The sequence below is a fragment of the Mycobacterium sp. 012931 genome, assembly GCF_000419295.1.
GTDB lineage: Bacteria > Actinomycetota > Actinomycetes > Mycobacteriales > Mycobacteriaceae > Mycobacterium > Mycobacterium marinum.
In genome coordinates this window covers 725,864-749,656 of the sequence record NZ_AOPX01000001.1, presented here as the reverse complement: position 1 = coordinate 749,656, position 23,793 = coordinate 725,864, and the positions used below count along the sequence as shown (strand labels likewise).

At 64.1% G+C, this 23,793-nt stretch carries 20 protein-coding genes, 2 tRNA genes and 2 pseudogenes; 15 read left to right on the top strand and 9 right to left on the bottom strand.

The window, feature by feature from the left end; genetic code table 11:
- Nucleotides 1–20: 20 nt before the first annotated feature.
- The 5 genes and pseudogenes from sigM to MMSP_RS03305 all read left to right on the top strand — a co-directional run bounded on the left by sigM (nt 21) and on the right by MMSP_RS03305 (nt 4,224).
- The gene (gene sigM, locus MMSP_RS03325; protein ID WP_015357723.1) at nt 21–608 is read left to right on the top strand and encodes an RNA polymerase sigma factor SigM; all 588 of its coding nucleotides are present in this window, start codon (nt 21–23) and stop codon (nt 606–608) included.
- A 75-nt stretch (nt 609–683) separates the two neighbouring features.
- Nucleotides 684–1,434: pseudogene (locus MMSP_RS03320) on the top strand (hypothetical protein).
- An 89-nt stretch (nt 1,435–1,523) separates the two neighbouring features.
- Entirely contained in the window at nt 1,524–2,522 is a 999-nt protein-coding gene (trxB, locus tag MMSP_RS03315) for a thioredoxin-disulfide reductase (protein WP_015357725.1), read from the top strand.
- Nucleotides 2,519–2,872, top strand: coding sequence for a thioredoxin (trxA, locus tag MMSP_RS03310; protein ID WP_015357726.1), 354 nt, complete (start codon nt 2,519–2,521; stop codon nt 2,870–2,872). The genes trxB and trxA overlap by 4 nt, the downstream gene beginning before the upstream one ends.
- Nucleotides 2,873–3,003: 131 nt before the next feature.
- Nucleotides 3,004–4,224, top strand: a complete 1,221-nt coding sequence (locus MMSP_RS03305; protein WP_020785467.1) for an N-acetylmuramoyl-L-alanine amidase — start codon at nt 3,004–3,006, stop codon at nt 4,222–4,224.
- Nucleotides 4,225–4,263: 39 nt separating this feature from the next.
- On the opposite strand, the gene MMSP_RS03300 is transcribed toward MMSP_RS03305, so the two are convergent.
- From MMSP_RS03300 to rpmH, 9 genes are all read right to left on the bottom strand, one after another.
- A complete protein-coding gene (locus tag MMSP_RS03300) occupies nt 4,264–4,995 on the bottom strand; it encodes a hypothetical protein (protein WP_020727089.1) in 732 nt (243 codons plus the stop codon).
- 471 nt (nt 4,996–5,466) lie between these two features.
- Nucleotides 5,467–6,450: a ParB/RepB/Spo0J family partition protein gene (locus tag MMSP_RS03295; RefSeq protein WP_015357729.1), complete on the bottom strand. Its 984-nt coding sequence runs from the start codon at nt 6,448–6,450 to the stop codon at nt 5,467–5,469.
- A complete protein-coding gene (locus MMSP_RS03290; protein WP_235065657.1) occupies nt 6,447–7,580 on the bottom strand; it encodes a ParA family protein in 1,134 nt (377 codons plus the stop codon). Before MMSP_RS03290 ends, MMSP_RS03295 begins: the two co-directional genes overlap by 4 nt.
- Nucleotides 7,577–8,263 carry a 16S rRNA (guanine(527)-N(7))-methyltransferase RsmG gene (gene rsmG / locus MMSP_RS03285; RefSeq protein WP_020785465.1) on the bottom strand — a complete coding sequence of 229 codons (687 nt, stop codon included), beginning with the start codon at nt 8,261–8,263 and terminating at the stop codon, nt 7,577–7,579. Before rsmG ends, MMSP_RS03290 begins: the two co-directional genes overlap by 4 nt.
- A gap of 152 nt (nt 8,264–8,415) precedes the next feature.
- Entirely contained in the window at nt 8,416–8,964 is a 549-nt protein-coding gene (locus MMSP_RS03280; protein ID WP_020785464.1) for a R3H domain-containing nucleic acid-binding protein, read from the bottom strand.
- Between the two features lie 113 nt (nt 8,965–9,077).
- On the bottom strand, nt 9,078–10,193 hold the full coding sequence (gene yidC / locus MMSP_RS03275; RefSeq protein ID WP_036426073.1) for a membrane protein insertase YidC: 1,116 nt from the start codon (nt 10,191–10,193) through the stop codon (nt 9,078–9,080).
- Complete coding sequence (gene yidD, locus MMSP_RS25580) at nt 10,177–10,485, bottom strand: membrane protein insertion efficiency factor YidD (protein WP_011742528.1); 309 nt, start codon at nt 10,483–10,485, stop codon at nt 10,177–10,179. Before yidD ends, yidC begins: the two co-directional genes overlap by 17 nt.
- 26 nt (nt 10,486–10,511) lie before the next feature.
- Nucleotides 10,512–10,874, bottom strand: coding sequence for a ribonuclease P protein component (rnpA, locus tag MMSP_RS03270; RefSeq protein ID WP_036426071.1), 363 nt, complete (start codon nt 10,872–10,874; stop codon nt 10,512–10,514).
- 23 nt (nt 10,875–10,897) lie between these two features.
- Complete coding sequence (gene rpmH, locus MMSP_RS25575) at nt 10,898–11,041, bottom strand: 50S ribosomal protein L34 (RefSeq protein ID WP_011742530.1); 144 nt, start codon at nt 11,039–11,041, stop codon at nt 10,898–10,900.
- Between the two features lie 534 nt (nt 11,042–11,575).
- Here rpmH and dnaA point away from each other — a divergent pair.
- From dnaA to MMSP_RS03220, 10 genes and pseudogenes are all read left to right on the top strand, one after another.
- Nucleotides 11,576–13,108, top strand: coding sequence for a chromosomal replication initiator protein DnaA (gene dnaA / locus MMSP_RS03265; protein ID WP_020785461.1), 1,533 nt, complete (start codon nt 11,576–11,578; stop codon nt 13,106–13,108).
- 539 nt (nt 13,109–13,647) lie between these two features.
- Entirely contained in the window at nt 13,648–14,856 is a 1,209-nt protein-coding gene (gene dnaN, locus MMSP_RS03260; RefSeq protein WP_015353880.1) for a DNA polymerase III subunit beta, read from the top strand.
- A 20-nt stretch (nt 14,857–14,876) separates the two neighbouring features.
- Nucleotides 14,877–16,034: a DNA replication/repair protein RecF gene (gene recF, locus MMSP_RS03255; protein ID WP_020785460.1), complete on the top strand. Its 1,158-nt coding sequence runs from the start codon at nt 14,877–14,879 to the stop codon at nt 16,032–16,034.
- A complete protein-coding gene (locus MMSP_RS03250; RefSeq protein WP_015353882.1) occupies nt 16,031–16,594 on the top strand; it encodes a DUF721 family protein in 564 nt (187 codons plus the stop codon). The genes recF and MMSP_RS03250 overlap by 4 nt, the downstream gene beginning before the upstream one ends.
- Nucleotides 16,595–16,848: 254 nt before the next feature.
- Entirely contained in the window at nt 16,849–18,882 is a 2,034-nt protein-coding gene (gene gyrB, locus MMSP_RS03245) for a DNA topoisomerase (ATP-hydrolyzing) subunit B (RefSeq protein ID WP_036427061.1), read from the top strand.
- A gap of 39 nt (nt 18,883–18,921) precedes the next feature.
- Nucleotides 18,922–21,441, top strand: a complete 2,520-nt coding sequence (gyrA, locus tag MMSP_RS03240; RefSeq protein WP_020727523.1) for a DNA gyrase subunit A — start codon at nt 18,922–18,924, stop codon at nt 21,439–21,441.
- Nucleotides 21,442–21,524: 83 nt separating this feature from the next.
- Nucleotides 21,525–22,424, top strand: a pseudogene (locus tag MMSP_RS25570) (DUF3566 domain-containing protein); the annotation flags it as partial.
- Nucleotides 22,425–22,487: 63 nt separating this feature from the next.
- Nucleotides 22,488–22,561: transfer RNA gene (locus MMSP_RS03230), tRNA-Ile, on the top strand.
- 163 nt (nt 22,562–22,724) lie between these two features.
- Nucleotides 22,725–22,797: transfer RNA gene (locus MMSP_RS03225), tRNA-Ala, on the top strand.
- 136 nt (nt 22,798–22,933) lie between these two features.
- Nucleotides 22,934–23,773: a class I SAM-dependent methyltransferase gene (locus MMSP_RS03220; RefSeq protein WP_015353885.1), complete on the top strand. Its 840-nt coding sequence runs from the start codon at nt 22,934–22,936 to the stop codon at nt 23,771–23,773.
- The last annotated feature ends 20 nt before the right edge of the window (nt 23,774–23,793 follow it).

Here is a 23,793-nt window from a genome sequence, read left to right as displayed (position 1 = left end):
GCATTGGTTAATGTCCGCCCGTGGCTTTCGGGGGCAAGCGGCAACGCAGGGACACCGCGCGACAGCGCACCGATGCCGAGTTGTTGGCGGCTTTCGTCGCCGGGGAACAGCTCGCGTTCGAGGAGCTGTTTCGCCGCCATCATCGGCAGCTCTACCACCTGGCGCGGCTCACCAGCCAAACCCCGGAGGACGCCGAGGACGCGCTACAGGAAGCGATGATCTCGGTGCACAACTGTGCCGGCTCGTTTCGCCAGGACGCGGCGGTCACCAGTTGGCTGCACCGCATCGTCGTCAATGCCTGCCTGGACCGGCTGCGCCGGGCCAAGTCCAGGCCAACCGTGCCACTCGAAGATGTCTACCCGGTGCCCGATGCGACAACCCGTGTCGAGACAGCGATCCTGGTGCGCCGCGCCCTGATGCGCCTTCCCGTCGAGCAACGTGCCGCGGTGGTCGCCGTCGATATGCAGGGGTATTCGATCGCCGACACGGCATTGCTTTTGGGCGTGGCCCAAGGCACCGTCAAGAGCCGTTGTGCCCGCGGTCGGGCCCGGCTCGCGCGGCTGCTGAGCTACCTCGACGCCGACATCAACGCCGTGGACATGAACTAGCCCGACCGGCCCGGATACCCGCCGGGCGGGGACTGCCCGTAGCCATCGGGCCCGCCATGGCGGACACTGGGGCGGATGAATGAGGCCGAGGACGAAACGGACACGGACCCGGCGCTGACCGTCGAGCTCCTTGCCGACCTGCAGGCCGGTCTGCTCGACGATGAAACCGCCGCCCAAGTCCGGCGCCGAATCCGCACCGACCCGCAGGCGGCGGCAACCCTGGAAGCGTTACAACGCGTGCGCCGCGACGTCGCCCAGGCGGGCACCGACACGTCCGGGTTGGGCGATCCTCCCCCGCACCTCCCCACCAGGATCACCGATGCGGTCCGGTCCGCGACGTCGGGTGGCCCCACCGCCGCCCACGCCGCGCGCCCCCGCCCCAACTCGAACAAGATCCTGGCCGGCATCGCCGGGCTGATCGCGCTCATCGCCGCGATTGGACTCGGTACCGCCGCATTGATCACCGCACCCGGGCCGACCCCAAGCGGCCCGCCCACCGCGATGCACATCACAGTTTCCACGCCGCCTCCAGTGATTCCGCTCTCACACGACCAGGTCCTCGACCTGCTCCAGCGCGCCCCCGACTACGGTCCGTTTGCCGATCCCTCGCGACGCGCCTCCTGCCTCAGCGGCCTCGGCTACCCGGCATCCACTCCGATCCTGGGCGCGCAGCCCGTCGACATCAATGCCCGTCCAGGCGTATTACTGGTGCTGGCCGGCCGATGCCCCCGCCGATCTGGCGGTCTATGCGGTCGCGCTCAATTGCAGCGCGGCTGACACCGGTCTGCTCGCCAGCACCACGCTGCCCCGACTCCCCGACTCCTAGCGGCATGCCGGTGCGACGCAGCGGGCGGGAACAGCAGTGCTTACGCTTGCGTTCATAGTCGTGATCGCCTCCGTACCCGAAAGGCCCGTATGACTACCGACTCTTCTGCTGACGCCACCATCCACGACGTGATCGTCATCGGCTCCGGTCCCGCCGGATACACCGCGGCGCTCTACACCGCCCGTGCTCAGCTGGCTCCGCTGGTATTCGAGGGCACCTCGTTCGGTGGCGCGCTGATGACCACGACGGAAGTGGAGAACTATCCCGGTTTTCGCGAAGGGATCACCGGCCCCGAGTTGATGGACGAGATGCGCGAGCAGGCGCTCCGTTTCGGCGCCGACCTCCGCATGGAAGACGTCCAGTCGGTGTCGCTGGATGGACCGATCAAATCTGTTGTCACCTCTGACGGAGAGACCCATCGGGCGCGCGCGGTGATCTTGGCGATGGGCGCGGCCGCGCGTTACCTGCACGTGCCCGGCGAACAGGAGCTGCTGGGACGCGGAGTGAGTTCCTGTGCCACCTGTGACGGATTTTTCTTCCGCGACCAGGACATCGCGGTGATCGGCGGCGGCGACTCCGCGATGGAGGAGGCAACCTTCCTCACTCGGTTCGCCCGCAGCGTGACCCTGGTGCACCGTCGTGACGAGTTCCGGGCCTCCAAGATCATGATCAATCGGGCCCAGGCCAACGACAAGATCCGCATCCTGACCAACAAGATCGTCCTCGCGGTGGACGGGGAGACGACCGTCACCGGACTGCAGTTGCGCGACACCGTCACCGGGGAGGAAACCACCCTGCCGGTAACCGGCGTGTTCGTCGCGATCGGGCACGAACCGCGATCGAGCCTGGTGCGCGACGCCGTCGACGTCGACCCCGATGGCTACGTGCTGGTGAACGGGCGCACCACCGGCACCTCGCTGGAAGGTGTTTTCGCCGCCGGCGACCTGGTGGACCGCACCTACCGGCAGGCGGTCACCGCCGCCGGCAGCGGGTGCGCCGCGGCCATAGACGCCGAGCGTTGGCTGGCCGAACATGAAGCAACTGGAGACGCCGACAGTACCGACACGCTGATTGGAGCACAGCAATGACCGATTCCGAAAAGTCCAGCGCCACCATCGAGGTGTCAGACGCCTCCTTCTCCACCGAGGTGCTTTCCAGCAACAAGCCTGTGCTGGTGGACTTTTGGGCAACGTGGTGCGGGCCGTGCAAGATGGTGGCGCCGGTGCTCGAAGAGATCGCTACCGAGCGTGCGGACAATTTGACCGTGGCCAAGCTCGACGTGGACGCCAACCCGGAAACGGCCCGCAATTTTCAGGTCGTCTCCATCCCGACGATGATCCTGTTCAAAGACGGCGAGCCGGTGAAACGCATCGTTGGGGCCAAGGGCAAAGCGGCGCTGTTGCGTGAGCTATCCGACGCGGTTCCCAACCTGGGCTAACTGTCGTTCGCACCACCGAAACGGCTCCCCGACTGGCTTGGGGTTTCCCGAAATCGGCGAGGATCTGCGACAATGCCAATTAATTGTCGTGCACTTGTCAGCGATGTCCGCTAGTCTGGGAGGGCCCTTGTATGCCGAGTCCGCGCCGCGAAGACGGCGACACGTTGCGCTGTGGTGACCGCAGCGCCGCCGTCGCGGAGATCCGGGCTGCACTGGCCGCATTGGGCATGCTGGACAATCCCGACGAAGACCTGAGCACCGGGCGCCACATCGCGCTCGAGCTGTTCGACCCCGAGCTCGACCACGCGGTGCGCGCCTTCCAGCAACATCGGGGACTGCTTGTCGACGGCATCGTCGGTGAGGCAACCTATCGAGCGCTCAGAGAGGCCTCCTATCGCCTCGGTGCACGCACGCTCTATCACCAGTTCGGTGCGCCGCTCTATGGTGATGACGTCGCGACGCTGCAGGCCCGCCTACAGGACCTGGGTTTCTACACCGGGCTGGTCGATGGATATTTCGGGCTGCAAACCCACAATGCGCTGATGTCCTACCAGCGCGAGTACGGGATGTCCGCCGACGGTATCTGCGGTCCAGAGACGTTGCGGTCGTTGTACTTTCTGAGTTCACGCGTCAGCGGTGGCTCACCGCATGCGATTCGGGAAGAGGAACTGGTCCGCCGGTCAGGTCCCAAGCTGTCGGGCAAGCGCATCATCATTGATCCGGGCCGCGGAGGTAGCGACCGTGGCGTGATCGCGCACGGTGAAGCCGGACCGGTCAGCGAAGCTGACGTGCTGTGGGACTTGGCAAGTCGACTTGAAGGCCGGATGTCGGCAATCGGCATGGAGACCTTCTTGTCCCGGCCGGCGAACACCAGCCCGTCAGATGCCGAGCGGGCCGCTACCGCTAATGCCGTTGGTGCAGACCTGATGATCAGTCTGCGCTGCGAAACTCAGACCAGCGTTTCGGCCAACGGTGTCGCATCCTTTCACTTCGGTAATTCGCACGGTTCCGTATCGACCATCGGCCGCAACCTCGCCGACTTCATTCAGCGAGAAGTTGTGGCACGCACCGGCTTACAGGACTGCCGCACACACGGACGCACCTGGGATCTGTTGCGATTGACCCGGATGCCTACCGTTCAGGTCGACATCGGTTACATCACCAACCCGCTCGATCACGAGCTGCTGGTCTCGACACAAACCCGCGATGCCATCGCCGAAGGTATTCTCGCCGCGGTCAAGCGGCTCTACTTGCTCGGCAAGAATGACCGGCCCACGGGCACATTCACATTCGCCGAGCTGCTGGCCCACGAACTGTCCGTGGAGCGAGCCAGCCGCCTCAGCGGTTCCTAAGCCAGCCCATACCGCCAGAACCGTTGGCGTTCTGTCTACTTACGGACTGCAACTCGCAGCGCCGGCTCCCACCGGCTGCTGCAATTGAGCATTCTCCAAGAGCCGTTCCAGCGCGGCCTCGACTTCGGCCTTCCACCCCAGGCCCTTGTCCAACTCGAGGCGCAAGCGAGGGAAGTACGGATGCGGCCCCACCACAACAAAACCCACGTCGATCAAGAAGTCGGCGTCCAGCATGCAGTGCTCCACCGAACAGTCACCGAGAGCCGCCAGCACCGGTTGCAGCTCAGGGGTGACGGCATTCGAGTCTTGTAGCTCGGCGGCGGCGGTGGTGCGGCCGAACGCCTCCACGGCACGCACACCGCGGCGCACCAGTTCGTCGATGACTCCGGCGATCAGACTGTGCGACAGGTCATCGGTGTCCTCGCCGGCCTCGATGCCCATCGAGGTCAGCAGGATCGCGTCGGCGGACACCGGCCCGGACGGAAAGCGATGGGCCCGCGGTACCGCTCGTGGCGGCGCGTAAAACACATAGCCCAGACAGGCCGGTTCAGCGTCGCTACGCTCGTCCGGGATTGCGGTGGCGATCTGGCCGCACGATCCCCACTCCAACATGACCATCGACAGCCAGGCTTCCTTTTCGAATTCCGGGTCGGCGAGGTGGTCGTTGTTGCCCAGGGTCGCGGGATCCACTTCCCAGAAGACGCACCGGCGCGCATGCTTGGGAAGCTGCTCGAAGGCTTCGAGCCGCAGCGCTGTAATACGAGCAGACACTAGTCTCCTGGCCTCCGTGCGGTACTGCAGCAATCGTTTCTTGCACCTCTGCTAAGCCGGCCGGCCCGCGTCGTTGCAAGGCGATGTCGGCAGCCCCGCTCCTCCGAGAACCGCCCCGCGGCTCGCCTTGTCACACGGCGATAGCAACAGCCAGTTGTCTCCCGGCTGATGTGCCAACGGCAACCTCTCCAGAATAAGAGAGTGGGCCGGGATGGGGCCAGTGTTGGCCTAGCCACTCCAGACCGCCCGGGGCTTGTGTCGGGCCAGTCCAACGTCAGACCCCCCCCGAACCACGCCGGCCGCTCGGCCGGGACTCGGCTGCGGTTCCGCCGCGCTGGTCCGAGAGCCGGTCCAATCACGAATTCGACTGAGCCACAGCAGTTCTCCACCCGGTTTGGATTCCGAGGATGGATTTTTCTGCGGTCGCGACCGACGCAGTGTCACAGTGACGTAATTACCGCTTATAGCTGGTCACGCCTCGGCATCGGTCATTATTCCAATGATTCGTTGCAAGTCGTCCACCGACCCGAACTCGACCACGATCTTGCCCTTACGTTTGCCAAGACTGACTGTCACCCGGGTATCGAAGGCGTTCGACAGCCGGTCAGCAACGTCTTGCAGTCCCGGCATCTGGATCGGCTTACGCCGCGGCGGTGTCGGGGTGCTTGCGTCGCTGCGGTTGGCCAGAGTCACCGCCTCCTCGGTGGCTCGCACCGAGAGTCCTTCCGCAACGATCCGGCTTGCCAGTTCTTCCTGAGCCTCCGGGCCGGCCTCCAGCGATAGCAGTGCGCGGGCATGCCCCGCGGACAGCACGCCCGCAGCCACTCGCCGCTGGACCGGGATCGGCAGTTTCAGCAACCGGATCATGTTGGTGATCAGCGGCCGAGAGCGGCCGATCCGGGCGGCCAGCTCATCGTGGGTGACGCCAAACTCATCGAGAAGTTGTTGATATGCGGCGGCTTCCTCCAAGGGATTCAGCTGTACCCGGTGGATGTTTTCCAGCAGAGCATCGCGCAGCAGGTTGTCATCGCCGGTTTCCCGCACGATGGCCGGGATGGTGGCCAGCCCCGCCTCTTGAGCCGCTCGCCACCTCCGCTCCCCCATGACGATCTGGTAGGGCGCACCGCTTTGCGCTCCGTCGACCGTGCGCACCACGATCGGCTGTAAGAGGCCGAACTCGCGGATGGAATGCACCAATTCCGACAGCGCTTCTTCATCAAAGACCTGCCGCGGCTGGCGGGGGTTCGCCTCGATATCCCCCGGCGCAATCTCTCGGTACACCGCGCCCATCGCCGCGGCATCCGCGACGGGGCCACCGATAACGACATCGGCGGCGGCCGAACCCATCCGGGGTCCAAAGCCTTGCGCGCCGGATTCGCCTTCGGCGGGGCCGGTGGGTATCAGCGAGGCCAGTCCCCGTCCGAGGCCGCCCTTTCTGCGCGAAGGCTGCGTCATGCCCGTGCCTTCCCGGTCTGTGGTCGATCACGCTGAGCGAGTTCGCGGCTGGCATCGAGGTAACTCATCGCCCCGCGCGAGCCGGGGTCGTAATCGATGATCGTCATGCTGTAGCCCGGCGCTTCGGAGACTTTGACGCTGCGCGGTATGACGGTGCGAAGGACCTTGTCGCCGAAGTAGCTGCGGACTTCTTCGGCCACCTGGTCGGCCAGTTTCGTCCGCCCGTCGTACATCGTCAAAATGACGGTGGTGACTTCCAGGTCCGGATTGAGGTGAGCCTTCACCATCTCGATGTTGCGCATCAGCTGCGAGACGCCTTCCAGTGCGTAGTACTCGCACTGGATCGGGATCAGGACCTCCGGGGCCGCCACAAGCGCGTTGATTGTCAGCAGGCCCAACGATGGCGGGCAGTCCACAAAGACGTAGTCAAAGTCGAATTGGTCGAGCTCGGCCAGAGCGTTGCGCAAGCGATTCTCGCGCGCGACCATGCTTACCAACTCGATCTCCGCGCCGGCCAGATCGATAGTGGCCGGTACACAGAAGAGTCGGTCGCTGTGTGGGCTACGCCGTAGCGCCTCGCGTAATGAGAGTTCACCAATCAGCACCTCGTATGACGATGGGGTGCCCGACTGACGATCGGTGATCCCGAGTGCGGTGCTCGCGTTGCCCTGCGGGTCGAGATCGATAACCAGTGTCTTGAGTCCTTGGATCGCCAGGGCCGCCGCGAGGTTGACGGCGGTGGTGGTCTTGCCGACGCCCCCCTTCTGGTTGGCGATGGTGAAGACCCGGCGTTGATGCGGCGGTTTCAGGGGGTCATGGGTCGTATGCAAGACCCGCATCGCCCGCTCGGCGGCAGCGCCGATCGGGGTATCAAACGCACTCGATGTTTCACGTGAAACATTCACCGTCGGATTGTCCGCCGATTCCGCCGCGGACGCTACCCCGTCCGCGTCCGGCCCGGTCGCCTCCACCGCTTCCGCAGCATCGGCCTCGCCCGTGGCGACACCAGCCGGTGTCCCGGTAGCGGCGTCCGATCCCTTGTCCACCCCGGCGGCACCGCCGGGTTCAGCGTCAACCTTCGCCGCCGCGGAGCCTCCCGCACCGGGCACGGGAATTCGTAATAGCCTCATGCCGGTGCTCCCCCCGTTCGCCGGGGAGAGACCCGTCGGTTGGGCCCACGGGTGTCCCCGCCTCGTGCTACCACCACGGTTGCGGGCGGTTGCAAGTAGTTCGCGCCACATGGCACTACCCTGACATCCGCGGCACCCAACGACTCCATTACACGCCGGTGCTCGCGCACTTCATCGGGAGCTCGCTCCCCTTTGATCGCCAGCATTCGCCCCTCCCGTTTCAACAACGGCATACTCCACTTCGTCAGTTTGTCCAACGCGGCCACCGCTCTCGAAACCGCGGCATCACTGCCGCCGAGGCGCTCTCGCACCGGCCGTTCCTCCGCGCGGCCTCGCACGACTTCCACGGCCAAACCGAGGTCTGTGACGACCTCCTGCAAAAATTCGACGCGCCGCAGCATTGGCTCCAGCAAGACGACCTGGAGGTCGGGGCGGGCTATCGCCAACGGTAGGCCCGGCAGACCCGCCCCGCTTCCGATGTCTACGACGCGTTCGCCGTGATCGAGAAGTTCACCGATCACCGCGGAGTTCAAGACGTGACGTTCCCAGAGCCGGTCCACCTCACGCGGTCCGAGCAATCCCCGCTCGACCCCGGCGGTGGCCAGCCAATCGGCATAACGTTGGGCGAGCTCGAGGCGCGGTCCGAAAATCGCCGACGCGGCATCATCGAGGGGCTTTGTCATCGCTCCGAACTCTCGGCCGGCTCGTGAGTCGGGCCATGTTTCACGTGAAACATTCTCCGCTCTTCTTGCACCCAACAGACCGCAACCGCAATAACTACATCCCTGTAACTCGATCGGCACCCGTTACGGCAGGGTCCCGATCCGCTTACGGATCAGTCGCGCAGAACGACGACGCGCCGTGCCGGCTCGACGCCTTCACTTTCGCTGTGCACACCCGGCACCGCCGCCACCGCGTCGTGCACGATCTTGCGCTCGAACGGGGTCATCGGCGACAGCTCCTCGCGTTCACCGCTGTCGGCCACCCGACGCGCCACCTTGTCGCCCAGCGCCGCCAACTCCTCGCGACGCTTGCGCCGCCAGCTGGCGATGTCGAGCATCAGGCGGCTGCGCACACCCGTCTTCTGGTGCACCGCCAGCCGGGTGAGTTCTTGGAGCGCATCCAGGACCTCTCCCCCACGGCCTACCAACTTGATCAGGTCGTTGCCACCGTCGATGCTCACCACCGCACGGCTGCCCTCGACGTCCAGATCGATATCCCCATCGAAGTCGAGCAGGTCCAACAACTCTTCCAAGTAGTCACCGGCGATCTCGCCCTCGGCGACCAAACGCTCCTCGAGGTCGTCTCCCTCGGCGGCGCCATCGGCCGGCGGTGTCTTCTCTGCCACGTCACTTTCCAGTTCGGTGATGTCAGCCTCGGTCATAGCCCTATCTCCCCTCAGTCACGGGTTGGTGGTCGCGAAAATTCGCGGGGTCTTTTCTCTAGTGGCTCAGCACCGGTGCTCCGGCTGAGCCGACGGCGCTGGCGCGCCTACGGTTACCGTTTACGTTTTTTGGGACGCACACCCGGGCGCGGAGTTCGATTGGTTGGCGAGCTGTTGCGCGCGGTCGAGTTCGGCTTGTCCCGCTTGGTGTCGCCGGACGGAGCTTCCTCGCCCGAAGTCTCGGTCGCGTCGGTGTCCGAGACGTCCTCTGACTCCGCTGGCGATCCATTGCTGCCCGCCACCGCTTTGGGTGTGGGCTTCGGCTTGGCTCCCGGCGCGGGAGCGTTGGCCGCCCGCCGCTCCAAGGCCTCCTGCTTTTTGGCCTCTTCCTCTTTCTCGATCATGCTGAAGACGTAGTGCTGTTGACCGAACGTCCAGATGTTGTTCGAGAACCAGTACAAGATGATGGCCAGCGGAAGAAACGGCCCACCGACAACCACGCCCAGCGGAAAGACGTAGAGAGCCAGTTTGTTCATCATCGCGGTCTGCGGGTTGGCGGCCGCCTCGGGACTCTGCCGAGCGACCGAGGCCCGACTGTTGAAGTAGGTTGCGACACCGGCCAGAACCATCACCGGAACACCCACCGCGATCACCGCGGGCCGACTGAAATCGACGAAAGCGTCCAGCCCGCCTCGCTGCGTCATCGAGGCACCGATCGGCGCGCCGAACAGGTTCGCGTCCAGGAAGTGGCCCACATCGGTCGGGGTGAAGACATAGTTTCCGGTGAGCCGGTTCTCCACCACTGATAAGTGCGGCTGACCGAACCCACCCGTTGTCCGATTGAACGAACGCAACACGTGGTAAAGCCCCAAGAACACCGGAATCTGCGCAAGCATCGGCAGACAGCCCAGGATCGGGTTGAACCCGTGCTCCCGTTGCAGCTTCTGCATCTCGAGCGCCATGCGCTGGCGATCCTTGCCGTACTTCTTCTGCAACGCCTTGATCTGTGGCTGCAGCTCCTGCATTTGCCGCGTGGTCCGGATCTGGCGCACGAACGGCTTGTACAGCAGGGCGCGCAATGTGAAGACCAAGAACATCACCGACAGCGCCCAGGCGAAGAAGTTCGAGGGGCCTAGCACCAAAGCGAACAGCTTGTACCAAACCCACATGATCCACGACACCGGGTAGTAGACGAAGTCGAGGCTGAAAAAATCAAACAAAAAACTCACTCTCCCCTTGCTTCACCGCGGGACTGCACCCAGCCTCGTCGGCCCGGCAACCCTGGCGCTCCGGTATCGGATCCCAACCCCCTTGGTGCCACGGCCCACACTTTGCGAGTCGGGCGACCGTCAGCCAACTGCCCCGAATCAGTCCGTACTCGGAAAGCGCATCCACCGCGTACTGACTGCAGGTTGGGATAAAACGACACGAGGCCGGCCGCAACGGCGAGACCATGTGCCGATAAAGCTCGATCACATAAATGAGTCCGCGCGCTGCCAACCGGCCGCTGGTTCTCACCATGCCTGGGCCACTCGATGCCAACGAGGTCACCGGTCGGCACCCGCCGATTCGAACGCCCGTCGCAATCCGCTACGCAGTTGCTGCTCCAGCCATGCCGAGGACACGTGGCGGCTGCTCGGCAACGCACGAATCACAACTCGATCGCACGGGTGAAGGTTCATCAGCATCGGACGGGCGACATGTCGCAGTCGACGCGCAACTCGGTGACGTTCCACTGCTGTACCCACGGACTTGGCGATGATCAGCCCAACCCGGGGGCTGCTGTTTGCAGCGCATTCCTTGGCCCGACGGACGTGAACGATGACGTCGGGCTGCACGGTGCGCACCCCTTGTCTGACCGTCGCGTCAAAATCAGTCGACCGCCTCATGCGGTTGCGTCCGGACAGCACCGCTGGGAAACCCGGCGCTGCGATCAGGCAGTTAATGCACGGCGGCCCTTACGGCGCCGACCAGTAACAATGGCCCGCCCAGCGCGGGTCCGCATCCGCAGACGGAAGCCGTGAACGCGGGCTCGCCGCCGGTTGTTCGGCTGGAAGGTCCGCTTGCCCTTGGCCACGACATTCTCCTCGGTTTCTCTGGCATAACCAACCGGCCGCCAACATCCTCACTGTCGGCCGGAGGTGGTCTCGCTACTGGCCGGCGCGGTCCCTCAATACAAGATTCAGGTCGCAGCCGCATCGCCTACTTTCGGGCTACTGTTTGAGGGTACTGACGAGCCTTCTCCTGGTCAAACCTCCTCGCCAGCCTCAATAGACCCACCCTGAACCGAGTCGACCGCCAAATCTGAGTCACAAAACCACCCTCACAGCCAACCCTCAACCGAATACCAGAGAACTGTTGGCAGCCGCACCGAAAACTGTTAGCTTCGGGCAGTGCTGTTTTCGGATTGAAACGGCGGCCGACAATGAAGCGAGGATGGCGGATCAACTAGCTGCCCAGACAACCGCTTGGTTGTACGCAGCGCGGAGATCGCGAGCCGTTGCCGATAGGCTGTGGCCCGCCATTGGTCGTCCTTTCCGCACCTGTGCATAACGGTGTGGATAGTGTGGCCCATAATTCCACTGCTATGTCGGATCAGGGAGATGCGTCGTTGACCAATGACCCCGGTTCCGGTTTCGCCGCAGTGTGGAATGCCGTCGTCGCTGAGCTCAACGGAGAACCCAACACTGATGGTGATGCCGGCACCGGCACCACTTTGAGCAGTCCACTAACCCCCCAGCAAAGAGCTTGGTTGAACCTCGTCCAACCGCTCACCATCGTTGAGGGGTTTGCTCTGCTGTCGGTCCCGAGCAGCTTTGTGCAAAACGAGATCGAACGCCACCTGCGCACCCCGATCACCGCAGCGCTGAGCCGTCGGCTTGGACAACAGATCCAGCTCGGCGTCCGCATCGCCCCGCCGCCCGCCGACGATGATGACGATTCGGTGGCCGCCGCGGTCGAGGACCCCGGCCTCGAAGCGTCACCAGAAACGTCACAAGAAGTCTCCGACGAGATCGATGACTTTGGCGAAAACGCGCCAAATTCGCGGCAAAGCTGGCCGACGCACTTCAAGAAGCGCTCAACCGACACTGATACCAGCGCTAGCGCCGGCGGTACCAGCCTCAACCGCCGCTACACGTTCGACACCTTCGTCATCGGAGCCTCCAACCGATTCGCGCACGCGGCCACTCTGGCGATCGCCGAGGCACCCGCCCGTGCCTACAACCCACTTTTCATCTGGGGCGAGTCCGGACTGGGCAAAACACACCTGCTGCACGCCGCGGGGAACTACGCACAGCGTTTGTTCCCGGGCATGCGCGTCAAATACGTGTCCACCGAGGAATTCACCAACGACTTCATCAACTCGCTGCGTGATGACCGCAAAGTCGCCTTCAAACGCAGTTACCGCGACGTCGACGTATTGCTCGTCGATGACATCCAGTTCATCGAAGGCAAAGAAGGTATCCAGGAAGAGTTCTTCCACACCTTCAACACGTTGCACAACGCGAACAAGCAGATCGTGATCTCCTCGGACCGGCCGCCCAAACAGCTGGCCACTCTCGAAGACCGGCTCAGAACCCGGTTCGAGTGGGGACTGATCACCGACGTTCAACCCCCCGAGCTGGAAACCCGCATCGCGATCTTGCGCAAGAAGGCGCAGATGGAGCGACTCGCGGTGCCCGACGATGTCCTAGAACTGATCGCCAGCAGCATCGAACGCAACATTCGCGAACTCGAGGGTGCGCTCATCCGTGTCACCGCGTTTGCCTCGTTGAACAAGACCCCCATCGACAAGGCACTTGCCGAGATCGTGCTGCGTGATCTGATCGCCGACGCCGGCACCATGCAAATCAGCGCGGCCACCATCATGGCTGCCACCGCCGAATACTTCGACACCACGGTCGAAGAGCTCCGCGGCCCTGGCAAGACCCGAGCGCTAGCTCAGTCGCGACAGATCGCTATGTACCTGTGCCGGGAGCTCACTGACCTGTCACTACCCAAGATCGGCCAGGCATTCGGGCGCGACCACACCACGGTCATGTACGCCCAGCGCAAGATCCTGTCCGAAATGGCCGAGCGCCGTGAGGTCTTCGATCACGTCAAGGAGCTCACCACCCGCATTCGGCAGCGCTCCAAGCGCTGATCCGCGGCCAGCTCCAGTAATTTCTGCAAAAAACTTCTCTCACGTTAGTCACACGAGTTACACGACGCCGGTGTGTCTAGTCCTGTGCACAAACGGCTGCAGACATTCATGTAATTTTCGGACTGGAGTGCACACCGCCCGTCCCATCCCCAACAGGCCAACACAGACCACACAGCCACCCGCAGCGTGATCCACAGCCCCACCGGTCCTCTAGCTGCGTCAAGACCCGGCTGTCCCCAGAATTAACACCCCTTATTACTGTTATTGAGATCTCTTCGATGATTGTTCTTTGAAGAACAGCTTTGGGGACATCCGCTACACAGCGCCGCATCGCAGCGCGTGTCGGCTGACTTGTCGTCACTGACAGCGAGCTTTCAAGTTCGGGCTTGAAGCTCTACGGTTGGTGTTCGACTGTCGTTGCGGACGTCTTGGTGTAACTACACGCCACTGACGTACGAAGCGGTCAGTCCCACCTGCCGGCGGCAAAGTCGGCTCATGGATTTACGGGTTTTGAACTCACTGTTAGGTGAAGGGACGCAATGGACGCGGCTACGACACGAGCTGGTCTCACCGACTTGAAATTTCGTTTGGTGCGCGAGTCCTTCGCCGATGCGGTGTCGTGGGTCGCAAAAAACTTGACCACCAGGCCTGCGGTGCCGGTGCTGTCGGGGGTGTTGTTGACCGGCTCCGACGAGGGGCTGACCATCTCGGGTTTTGACTACGAGGTTTCCGCAGAAGTCCGGGTTCCCGCCGAAATCGCTTCTCCTGGAACGGTTTTGGTATCAGGGCGATTGCTGTCCGACATTACCCGGGCACTGCCGAACAAGCCGGTCGACTTCTACGTCGACGGTAACCGCGTCGCGCTGACCTGTGGGAACGCCAGGTTTTCACTTCCGACGATGGCGGTTGAGGATTACCCGACGCTGCCCACACTGCCCGAGGACACCGGCACGCTGCCCGCCGAGCTGTTCTCCGAGGCGATCGGTCAGGTCGCCATCGCCGCAGGTCGTGATGACACCTTGCCCATGTTGACCGGTATTCGTGTCGAGATCTCAGGCGAGAAAGTGGTTTTGGCGGCCACCGACCGGTTCCGCCTGGCAGTTCGCGAGTTGACCTGGAATGCGTTGTCCCCGGACATCGAGGCGGCGGTGTTGGTGCCGGCCAAGACCCTGGGCGAGGCGGCCAAAGCCAACACCGATGGTTCGGAAGTCCGGTTGTCGTTGGGCGCCGGTATGGGGGTTGGCAAGGACGGCCTGCTGGGTATCAGCGGTGACGGCAAGCGCAGCACCACGCGGCTCCTTGATGCGGAGTTTCCCAAGTTCCGTCAGCTGTTGCCGGCCGAACACACCGCGGTGGCCAGCGCCGATGTGGCTGAGCTGACCGAGGCGATCAAGCTGGTCGCCTTGGTGGCCGACCGCGGCGCCCAGGTGCGCATGGAGTTCGCCGATGGAATGTTGCGGCTTTCGGCCGGAGCCGATGACGTCGGACGGGCCGAAGAAGACATCGCCGTTGAGTTCGCGGGTCAACCCTTGACCATCGCGTTCAACCCGACATATCTGATCGACGGGTTGGCCTCGTTGCATTCCGAGCGGGTGTCGTTCGGTTTCACCACGCCGGGCAAGCCGGCGCTGTTGCGGCCAGCGTCCGCTGAGGACCGGATTGTCAGCGGTCCCGGGGATCAAGGTCCCTTCGCGGCGGTGCCGACCGACTACGTCTATCTGTTGATGCCGGTTCGGTTGCCGGGCTGACCACCATGGTGCCGAAATAGGTGTACGTCCGGCATTTGGGATTGCGTGATTTCCGTTCGTGGGCGCACGCGGATCTTGAACTGGGGCCCGGACGAACGGTGTTCGTCGGTCCGAACGGATTTGGCAAGACCAATATCATTGAGGCGCTGTGGTATTCGGCCACATTGGGGTCGCACCGGGTCGGTACCGACGCGCCGTTGATCCGCGCGGGTGCCGACCGAGCGGTGATCTCGACGATCGTGGTCAATGACGGTCGAGAATGTGCGGTGGATCTGGAGATCGCCGCAGGCCGTGCTAACAAGGCGCGGTTGAATCGATCACCGGTGCGCAGCACGCGCGAGGTGATCGGTGTTTTGCGGGCGGTGTTGTTTGCCCCCGAAGATCTGGCCTTGGTGAGTGGGGACCCGGCGGATCGTCGCCGCTACCTCGATGACTTGGCGACGTTGCGCCGACCGACCATCGCCGGCGTGCGTGCCGACTACGACAAGGTGCTGCGGCAGCGCACCGCATTGCTGAAATCCGTTTCAGGAGCACGGTTTCGGGGAGACCGCGGCGCGTTGGACACCTTAGATGTATGGGACAGCCGGCTGGCGCAACATGGTGCGGAACTGATGGCGGCCCGCATTGATTTGGTGCGTCTACTGGCACCGGAAGTGGAGAAGGCATATCAGCTGCTGGCGCCGGAGTCGCGGTCAGCGGCGATCGCGTATCGAGCCAGCATGGATGCATTCGTGGCTGCCGACGACGCCGCGCCGGATCGTGTCACCCTGGAAGAAGGGTTGTTGGCGGCGTTGGCCGCGCGCCGTGATGCCGAGTTGGAGCGGGGTGTGTGTCTGGTGGGTCCGCACCGTGACGACTTGGAATTGCGTCTCGGCGACCAGCCGGCAAAGGGCTTTGCCAGCCATGGGGAGTCATGGTCAATGGCGGTGGCGCTGCGATTGGCGGCCTTTGCGCTGCTGCGCGCCGACGGTAGCGAACCGGTCTTGTTACTCGACGATGTGTTCGCTGAGCTCGATGCCGCCCGTCGCACGGCTTTGGCAAGGGTCGCCGAGTCGGCCGAACAAGTCTTGGTAACCGCGGCGGTGCTCGAAGACATCCCTTCGGGCTGGGATGCTCGCAAGGTGCATATCGATCTGCGTGACAGTGCCGACGGCCGGGTATCGGCGGTGCAGTCGTGAACGGTGACGGCGAACAGCCCGGGCCCGGTGACGGCGCAGCACGTGACGAATTGCCCGGCATGGACTTGGTGCGGCGTACTTTGGCCGAAGCGCGGGCGGCAGCGCGCGCCCGTGGCCAAGACCCGGGGCGAGGTTTCGCCGCGGGGCCCGCGCCGCGACGTGTGGCGGGGCGACGCCGTAGTTGGTCAGGACCCGGGCCGGACACCAGGGATCCGCAACCGTTGGGCAAGCTGACGCGCGACTTGGCGAAAAAGCGCGGGTGGTCCGGTCACGTCGCGGAAGGCACCGTGCTGGGTCAGTGGAGTCAAGTGGTCGGCGCGCAGATCGCCGATCACGCAACGCCCACGGCGCTCAATGAGGGTGTGTTGAGTGTGACGGCCGAATCAACGGCGTGGGCGACACAGTTGCGGATCATGCAATCACAACTGTTGGCCAAGATCGCCGCAGCGGTGGGCAACGGCATGGTGACCTCGCTCAAGATCACCGGCCCGGCCAGTCCGTCGTGGCGCAAAGGGCCCCGACACATCGCTGGTAGAGGCCCTCGCGACACCTACGGCTAGGTCCCACGCGGACAAATGCGACCCCTCGAATCGAGTCCACGGCCATGGAGGTCTCAGATCGGCTAGGACGAGATGGACCCGCATCTCTAACGTCGGGACGCATCGGGAAGCAAGATATCGAGCGCACGGCGCAGTTAGATAGGTAGAAACGCGCCCAGAGAATCGGTGCGGACAACCACTCACGGTAGAGTGGAGGAGTGACTGCTGCGGTGACTGGACCGCGCGCATCCAACCCCGAGGAGAACATTCGGACCGTGGCTGCCCAGAAGAAGAAGGCACAAGACGACTACGGCGCTTCGGCGATCACCGTTCTCGAAGGCCTCGAGGCCGTCCGTAAACGCCCCGGTATGTACATCGGGTCCACCGGTGAGCGCGGTCTGCACCACCTGGTGTGGGAGGTCGTCGACAACTCGGTGGACGAGGCGATGGCCGGCTACGCCACTCAGGTGAACGTGCGGCTGCTCGATGACGGCAGTGTCGAGGTCGCTGACAACGGCCGAGGCATTCCGGTCGCGATGCACGCCACCGGCGCCCCGACCGTCGACGTCGTCATGACCCAACTGCACGCCGGCGGCAAGTTCGGCGGCGAGAACAGTGGTTACAACGTCAGTGGTGGTCTGCACGGCGTGGGTGTGTCGGTGGTCAACGCGCTGTCCACCCGACTGGAAGTCGACATCAAGCGCGACGGATACGAGTGGTCGCAGTTCTACGACCGCGCCCAGCCGGGCACCCTCAAACAGGGCGAGGCAACCAAGAAGACCGGAACCACCATCCGGTTCTGGGCCGACCCGGACATCTTTGAGACCACCGAATACGACTTCGAGACGGTGGCGCGGCGCCTGCAGGAGATGGCGTTCCTCAACAAGGGCCTGACCATCAATCTCACCGACGAGCGGGTCACCCCGGACGAGGTCGTCGACGACGTCGTCAGTGATACCGCCGAAGCACCAAAGTCCGCCCAGGAGAAGGCCGCCGAATCGACCGCGCCGCACAAGGTCAAGAGCCGCACCTTCCACTATCCCGGCGGTTTGGTCGATTTCGTCAAGCACATCAACCGCACCAAGAGTCCTATTCAGCAGAGCATCGTCGACTTCGAGGGCAAGGGCTCCGGCCACGAAGTCGAAATCGCGATGCAGTGGAACGGTGGCTACTCCGAGTCGGTGCACACCTTCGCCAACACCATCAACACCCATGAGGGTGGAACGCACGAAGAAGGCTTCCGCAGTGCGTTGACCTCGGTGGTGAACAAGTACGCCAAAGACAAGAAGCTGCTCAAGGACAAGGACCCCAACCTCACCGGTGACGACATCCGCGAGGGGTTGGCCGCGGTCATCTCGGTGCGGGTGGCAGAGCCGCAGTTCGAGGGTCAGACAAAGACCAAGCTGGGCAACACCGAGGTCAAGTCGTTTGTCCAGAAGGTTTGCAACGAGCAGCTCACCCACTGGTTCGAGGCCAATCCTTCGGAAGCCAAAACCATTGTGAACAAGGCGGTCTCCTCGGCGCAGGCACGTCTCGCCGCGCGCAAGGCGCGAGAGTTGGTGCGGCGCAAGAGCGCAACCGATCTCGGTGGGCTGCCCGGTAAGTTGGCCGACTGCCGCTCGACAGATCCGCGCAAGTCGGAACTGTATGTGGTGGAGGGTGACTCCGCCGGCGGCTCGGCAAAGAGTGGCCGCGATTCGATGTTCCAGGCGATCCTGCCGCTGCGCGGCAAGATCATCAATGTCGAAAAGGCACGCATCGACCGAGTCCTGAAAAACACTGAAGTCCAGGCGATCATCACCGCGTTGGGTACCGGTATTCACGACGAATTCGACCTCTCGAAGCTGCGCTATCACAAGATCGTCTTGATGGCCGACGCCGACGTCGACGGCCAACACATCTCCACGTTGTTGTTGACCCTGTTGTTCCGCTTCATGCGTCCGCTGATCGAGAACGGCCACGTGTTCCTGGCACAGCCGCCGCTGTACAAGTTGAAGTGGCAGCGCACCGAACCCGAGTTCGCCTACTCCGATCGGGAGCGCGACGGCCTCCTCGAGGCTGGGCTCAAAGCCGGCAAGAAGATCAACAAGGAAGACGGCATTCAGCGTTACAAAGGTCTGGGCGAGATGGACGCCAAGGAGCTGTGGGAAACCACGATGGACCCATCGGTTCGGGTGCTGCGCCAGGTGACCCTCGACGATGCGGCGGCCGCCGACGAATTGTTCTCCATTCTGATGGGCGAAGACGTCGATGCACGCCGCAGCTTTATCACCCGTAATGCCAAAGACGTTCGGTTCCTGGACGTTTAGACCCCGAGTCCGTGTTTTGACTGAGCAAACGAGGAATAGATGACAGACACGACGCTGCCGCCTGGTGGTGAAGCTAGTGACCGGATAGAACCGGTCGACATTCAGCAGGAGATGCAGCGCAGCTACATCGACTACGCGATGAGCGTCATCGTCGGCCGGGCCCTGCCCGAAGTCCGCGACGGGCTCAAGCCGGTACACCGCCGTGTGCTCTATGCCATGTATGACTCCGGGTTCCGGCCGGACCGCAGTCACGCCAAGTCGGCGCGCTCGGTCGCCGAAACGATGGGTAACTACCACCCGCACGGTGACGCGTCGATCTATGACACCTTGGTGCGGATGGCGCAGCCGTGGTCGCTGCGCTACCCGCTGGTCGACGGTCAGGGTAACTTTGGGTCGCCGGGTAATGACCCGCCAGCCGCCATGCGGTACACCGAGGCTCGCCTGACCCCGCTGGCGATGGAAATGTTGCGTGAAATCGACGAGGAGACAGTCGATTTCATCCCGAACTACGACGGTCGGGTGCAGGAACCGACGGTGTTGCCCAGCCGGTTCCCCAACCTGTTGGCCAACGGGTCCGGCGGCATCGCGGTCGGCATGGCCACCAACATCCCGCCGCACAACTTGCGTGAACTCGCCGAAGCGGTGTTCTGGTGCCTGGAAAACCACGACGCCGACGAAGAGGCGACGCTGGCCGCGGTCACCGACCGCGTCAAGGGACCCGACTTCCCCACCTCGGGTCTGATCGTCGGTACCCAAGGCATCTCCGATGCCTACAAGACCGGTCGCGGTTCCATCCGGATGCGCGGAGTCGTTGAGATAGAGGAAGATTCGCGCGGCCGGACATCACTGGTCATCACCGAGCTGCCGTATCAGGTCAACCACGACAACTTCATCACCTCGATTGCCGAGCAGGTTCGCGACGGCAAACTGGCCGGCATCTCCAACATCGAGGATCAGTCCAGCGACCGGGTGGGCCTGCGGATCGTCGTCGAGATCAAACGCGACGCCGTGGCCAAGGTGGTCCTCAACAACCTCTACAAGCACACCCAGCTGCAGACCAGCTTCGGCGCCAACATGCTGTCCATCGTCGATGGCGTACCGCGCACCCTGCGTCTGGACCAGATGATCCGCTACTACGTCGAACACCAACTCGACGTGATCATCCGACGCACCACCTACCGGCTGCGAAAAGCCAATGAGCGGGCCCACATTCTGCGCGGTCTGGTCAAGGCGCTGGACGCGCTCGACGAGGTGATCGCACTGATCCGGGCGTCGCAGACGGTCGACATCGCCCGCGCCGGCCTGATCGAGTTGCTCGACATCGACGAGATCCAGGCCCAGGCCATCCTGGACATGCAGCTGCGGCGGCTGGCCGCCCTGGAACGCCAGCGCATCGTCGACGATCTGGCCAAGATCGAGGCCGAGATCGCCGATCTGGAAGACATCCTGGCCAAACCGGAACGCCAGCGCGCCATCGTGCGGGACGAACTCGCCGAGATCGTCGACAAGCACGGCGACGACCGTCGTACCCGGATCATCGCCGCCGACGGCGACGTGAGCGATGAGGACTTGATCGCCCGCGAGGACGTCGTCGTCACGATCACCGAAACCGGCTACGCCAAGCGGACCAAGACCGACCTGTACCGCAGCCAGAAGCGCGGCGGCAAGGGCGTGCAGGGTGCCGGTCTCAAGCAAGACGACATCGTCCGGCACTTCTTCGTCTGCTCAACGCATGACTGGATCTTGTTCTTCACCACCCAGGGCCGGGTCTATCGGGCCAAGGCCTACGAACTGCCCGAGGCGTTACGCACCGCGCGTGGGCAGCACGTGGCGAACCTGTTGGCATTCCAGCCCGAGGAACGCATCGCCCAGGTGATCCAGATCAAGAGCTATGAGGACGCGCCCTACTTGGTGCTGGCCACCCAGAACGGGTTGGTCAAGAAATCCAAGTTGACCGACTTCGACTCCAACCGCTCCGGGGGGATCGTGGCGATCAACCTGCGCGGTGAAGACGAACTCGTTGGCGCCGTGCTGTGTTCGTCCGAGGAAGACCTGTTGCTGGTCTCGGCGAACGGTCAGTCGATTCGGTTCTCGGCGACCGACGAGGCGCTGCGGCCGATGGGCCGGGCCACCTCCGGCGTGCAGGGCATGCGGTTCAACGCCGATGACCGGCTGCTGTCGCTGAATGTGGTCCGAGAGGGCACCTACTTGCTGGTGGCCACGGCGGGCGGCTACGCCAAACGCACTGGGATCGAGGAGTATCCGGTCCAGGGCCGCGGCGGCAAGGGCGTGCTGACCATCATGTACGACCGCCGGCGTGGCCGGCTGGTCGGCGCGCTGATCGTCGATGACGACAGCGAGCTCTACGCGATCACCTCCGGTGGCGGTGTCATCCGTACCGCGGCTCGCCAGGTCCGCAAGGCGGGACGGCAGACCAAGGGCGTTCGGTTGATGAACCTCGGCGAGGGTGACACGCTGTTGGCCATCGCCCGCAACGCTGAAGAAAACGCCGACGAAGCTGTCGCGGAAGCAACCGACACCGACGAGTCCAGCAACTAGGGCCGGGGCGGGGTACCCCCGCCCTGGGGCAAAGCGTGGGGCCATTAGACTCAGCGACCTGGGTACATACGTTAGGAGTCCGGGTGACCTCACCGAACGATCCAGGCGCCCCCAATATGGGCGACAACTTCAATGGGGACGCCGCGGTCGACCGTTCCGGCGTACACCGGGCGGGGACGGGGCCCGGCCGGCTACCCGATCCAGCGGATTCACCGCCCTGGCAGCGGGGCGCGGCGCGACCGGGAAACCCGGGGCCACGCCCACCCGAACAGTCCGGTGAGGGGCGGGTGCCCGGTCCGACGTCGGCCGCCGACGCCCGGCTGAGCCGCTTCATCTCCGGTACGTCGGCGCCGGCCGGCGGGCCGGCTCCGGTCAAGGCCCCGCCGCCGGAGGCCGAAGCCCCACCGGTGCGTGGCGAGAACCTCCCGGCGGAGGTCTACGCCAGCGAACTGCCCGATCTGTCCGGACCGGCTCCCCGACCCGTGCAGCGCAAGCCCGCCCCCGATCGTGGGGCGGACAATTCCGGGGCCCATCCGATGGCCGGTGCGGCACGGTCGGCGGCCGCCGAAGCCCGGGAATCGCGGGAATCGCGCTTTCAGGTGTCGTCTCGGCGGGCGGCGCGCGGCCCGGTACGGGCCAGCATGCAGATCCGACGGATCGATCCGTGGAGCACGCTGAAGGTGTCGGGGCTGCTCTCGGTGGCGCTGTTCTTCATCTGGATGATCGCGGTGGCCTTCCTGTACCTGGTTCTGGGCGGTATGGGCGTGTGGGCCAAGCTCAACAGCAACGTCGGCGACCTGCTGAACAACACCAGCGGCAGTAGCGCGGAGCTGGTCTCCAGCGGAACCATCTTCGGCGGTGCCGTGCTGATCGGCTTGGTGAACATCGTTTTGATGACGGCGATGGCCACCATCGCGGCATTTATCTACAACCTGGCGACCGATCTGATCGGCGGTATCGAGGTCACCCTGGCCGATCGCGACTTGCGGTTTTGGGAGTCGGGCACCCATTGCGGTAATCTCGTCGCTCGGCCGTATGCGCAATACGGGCCTATAGCTCAGGCGGTTAGAGCGCTTCGCTGATAACGAAGAGGTCGGAGGTTCGAGTCCTCCTAGGCCCACGACCATGTGCCCATCAAGACATAGCGTGCGGCTCGTGTTGCTGCTGGTAGCGACTGCTGTGGTAGCAGCATCGGTGCGGGCACGGCGCAGCGTCGAGGTCTGGCACGTGGCGCCGGATCCGGATTCTGGATTCGTACCCGGTTATCCACCCGGTCACGACGAGGGGCCTTAGCTCAGTTGGTAGAGCACCGCCTTTGCAAGGCGGGTGTCAGGGGTTCGATTCCCCTAGGCTCCACAAATCATCTGTCTGACCTCGGCTGGTCGCCCACTTTCCCGGCATGAGGGTCGTTGTGCGCCGAACTCGTCACACCGACCATGCGCGCACTGCAATGTTGCGGATTTGCTCCCGATCACCGAATCAAGGATCAATCGTGGTGAATGTGAACCGACCCGACTATGTACTGGGCCATTCGGACTACGAGTTGGGCCGCCTGGGCCGCCAGGCCATCCTGCTGGACGCGACCACGCGCGAGTACCTGGCCACCGCGGGCCTTGAGCCCGGGATGCGGGTGCTCGATGTGGGCAGCGGTCCCGGAGACGTCGCGTTTCTCGCCTCGGAGCTGACGATGCCCGGCGGCGAGGTGGTCGGAACGGACCGGGCGGCCGGCGCGGTGAGCGCGGCATCGGCGACCGCGGCGGCGCGGGGGCTATCCGAAACCGTTCGCTTCCGGCTGGGTGACCCCGCCGACTTGAGCTTCGAGCGGCCATTCGATGCGATTGTGGGCCGCTACGTCCTGACCTTCCAGGCCGATCCCGCCGCCATGCTGCACCGACTGTCTCAACATCTGGTGTCTGGCGGGATCGTGGCGTTTCACGAGCCGGACTGGAGTGCCGTCCGCTCGTCGCCACCGGCGCCCACCCACGACCGCTGCTGTCACTGGATCCGCGAGGCGTTGGACCGCACCCACACCTCCTGGGACATGGCCGACCGCCTACACAACGCCTTCACCGGTGCCGGGCTACCGGCACCGACGTTGACCATGCGGACCTTCATAGGGGCCGGGCGTGCGGCCGCGGTGTGGCTACAAGCCCTCGCCGATCTGGTTGAGACGCTGCTGCCGACCATCCAGGCCCAGGGTGTGGCGACCGCGACCGAGGTCGGTATTGAAACGCTGACGCAGCGGCTGCTCGAGGAGGTCAGCGATCTGGGCGCGACGGTTATCGGACGCTCCGAGGTCGGAGCGTGGACCCGCACCCCGCACAGCGGCTAGCACCGCGACCAGGACGGGCC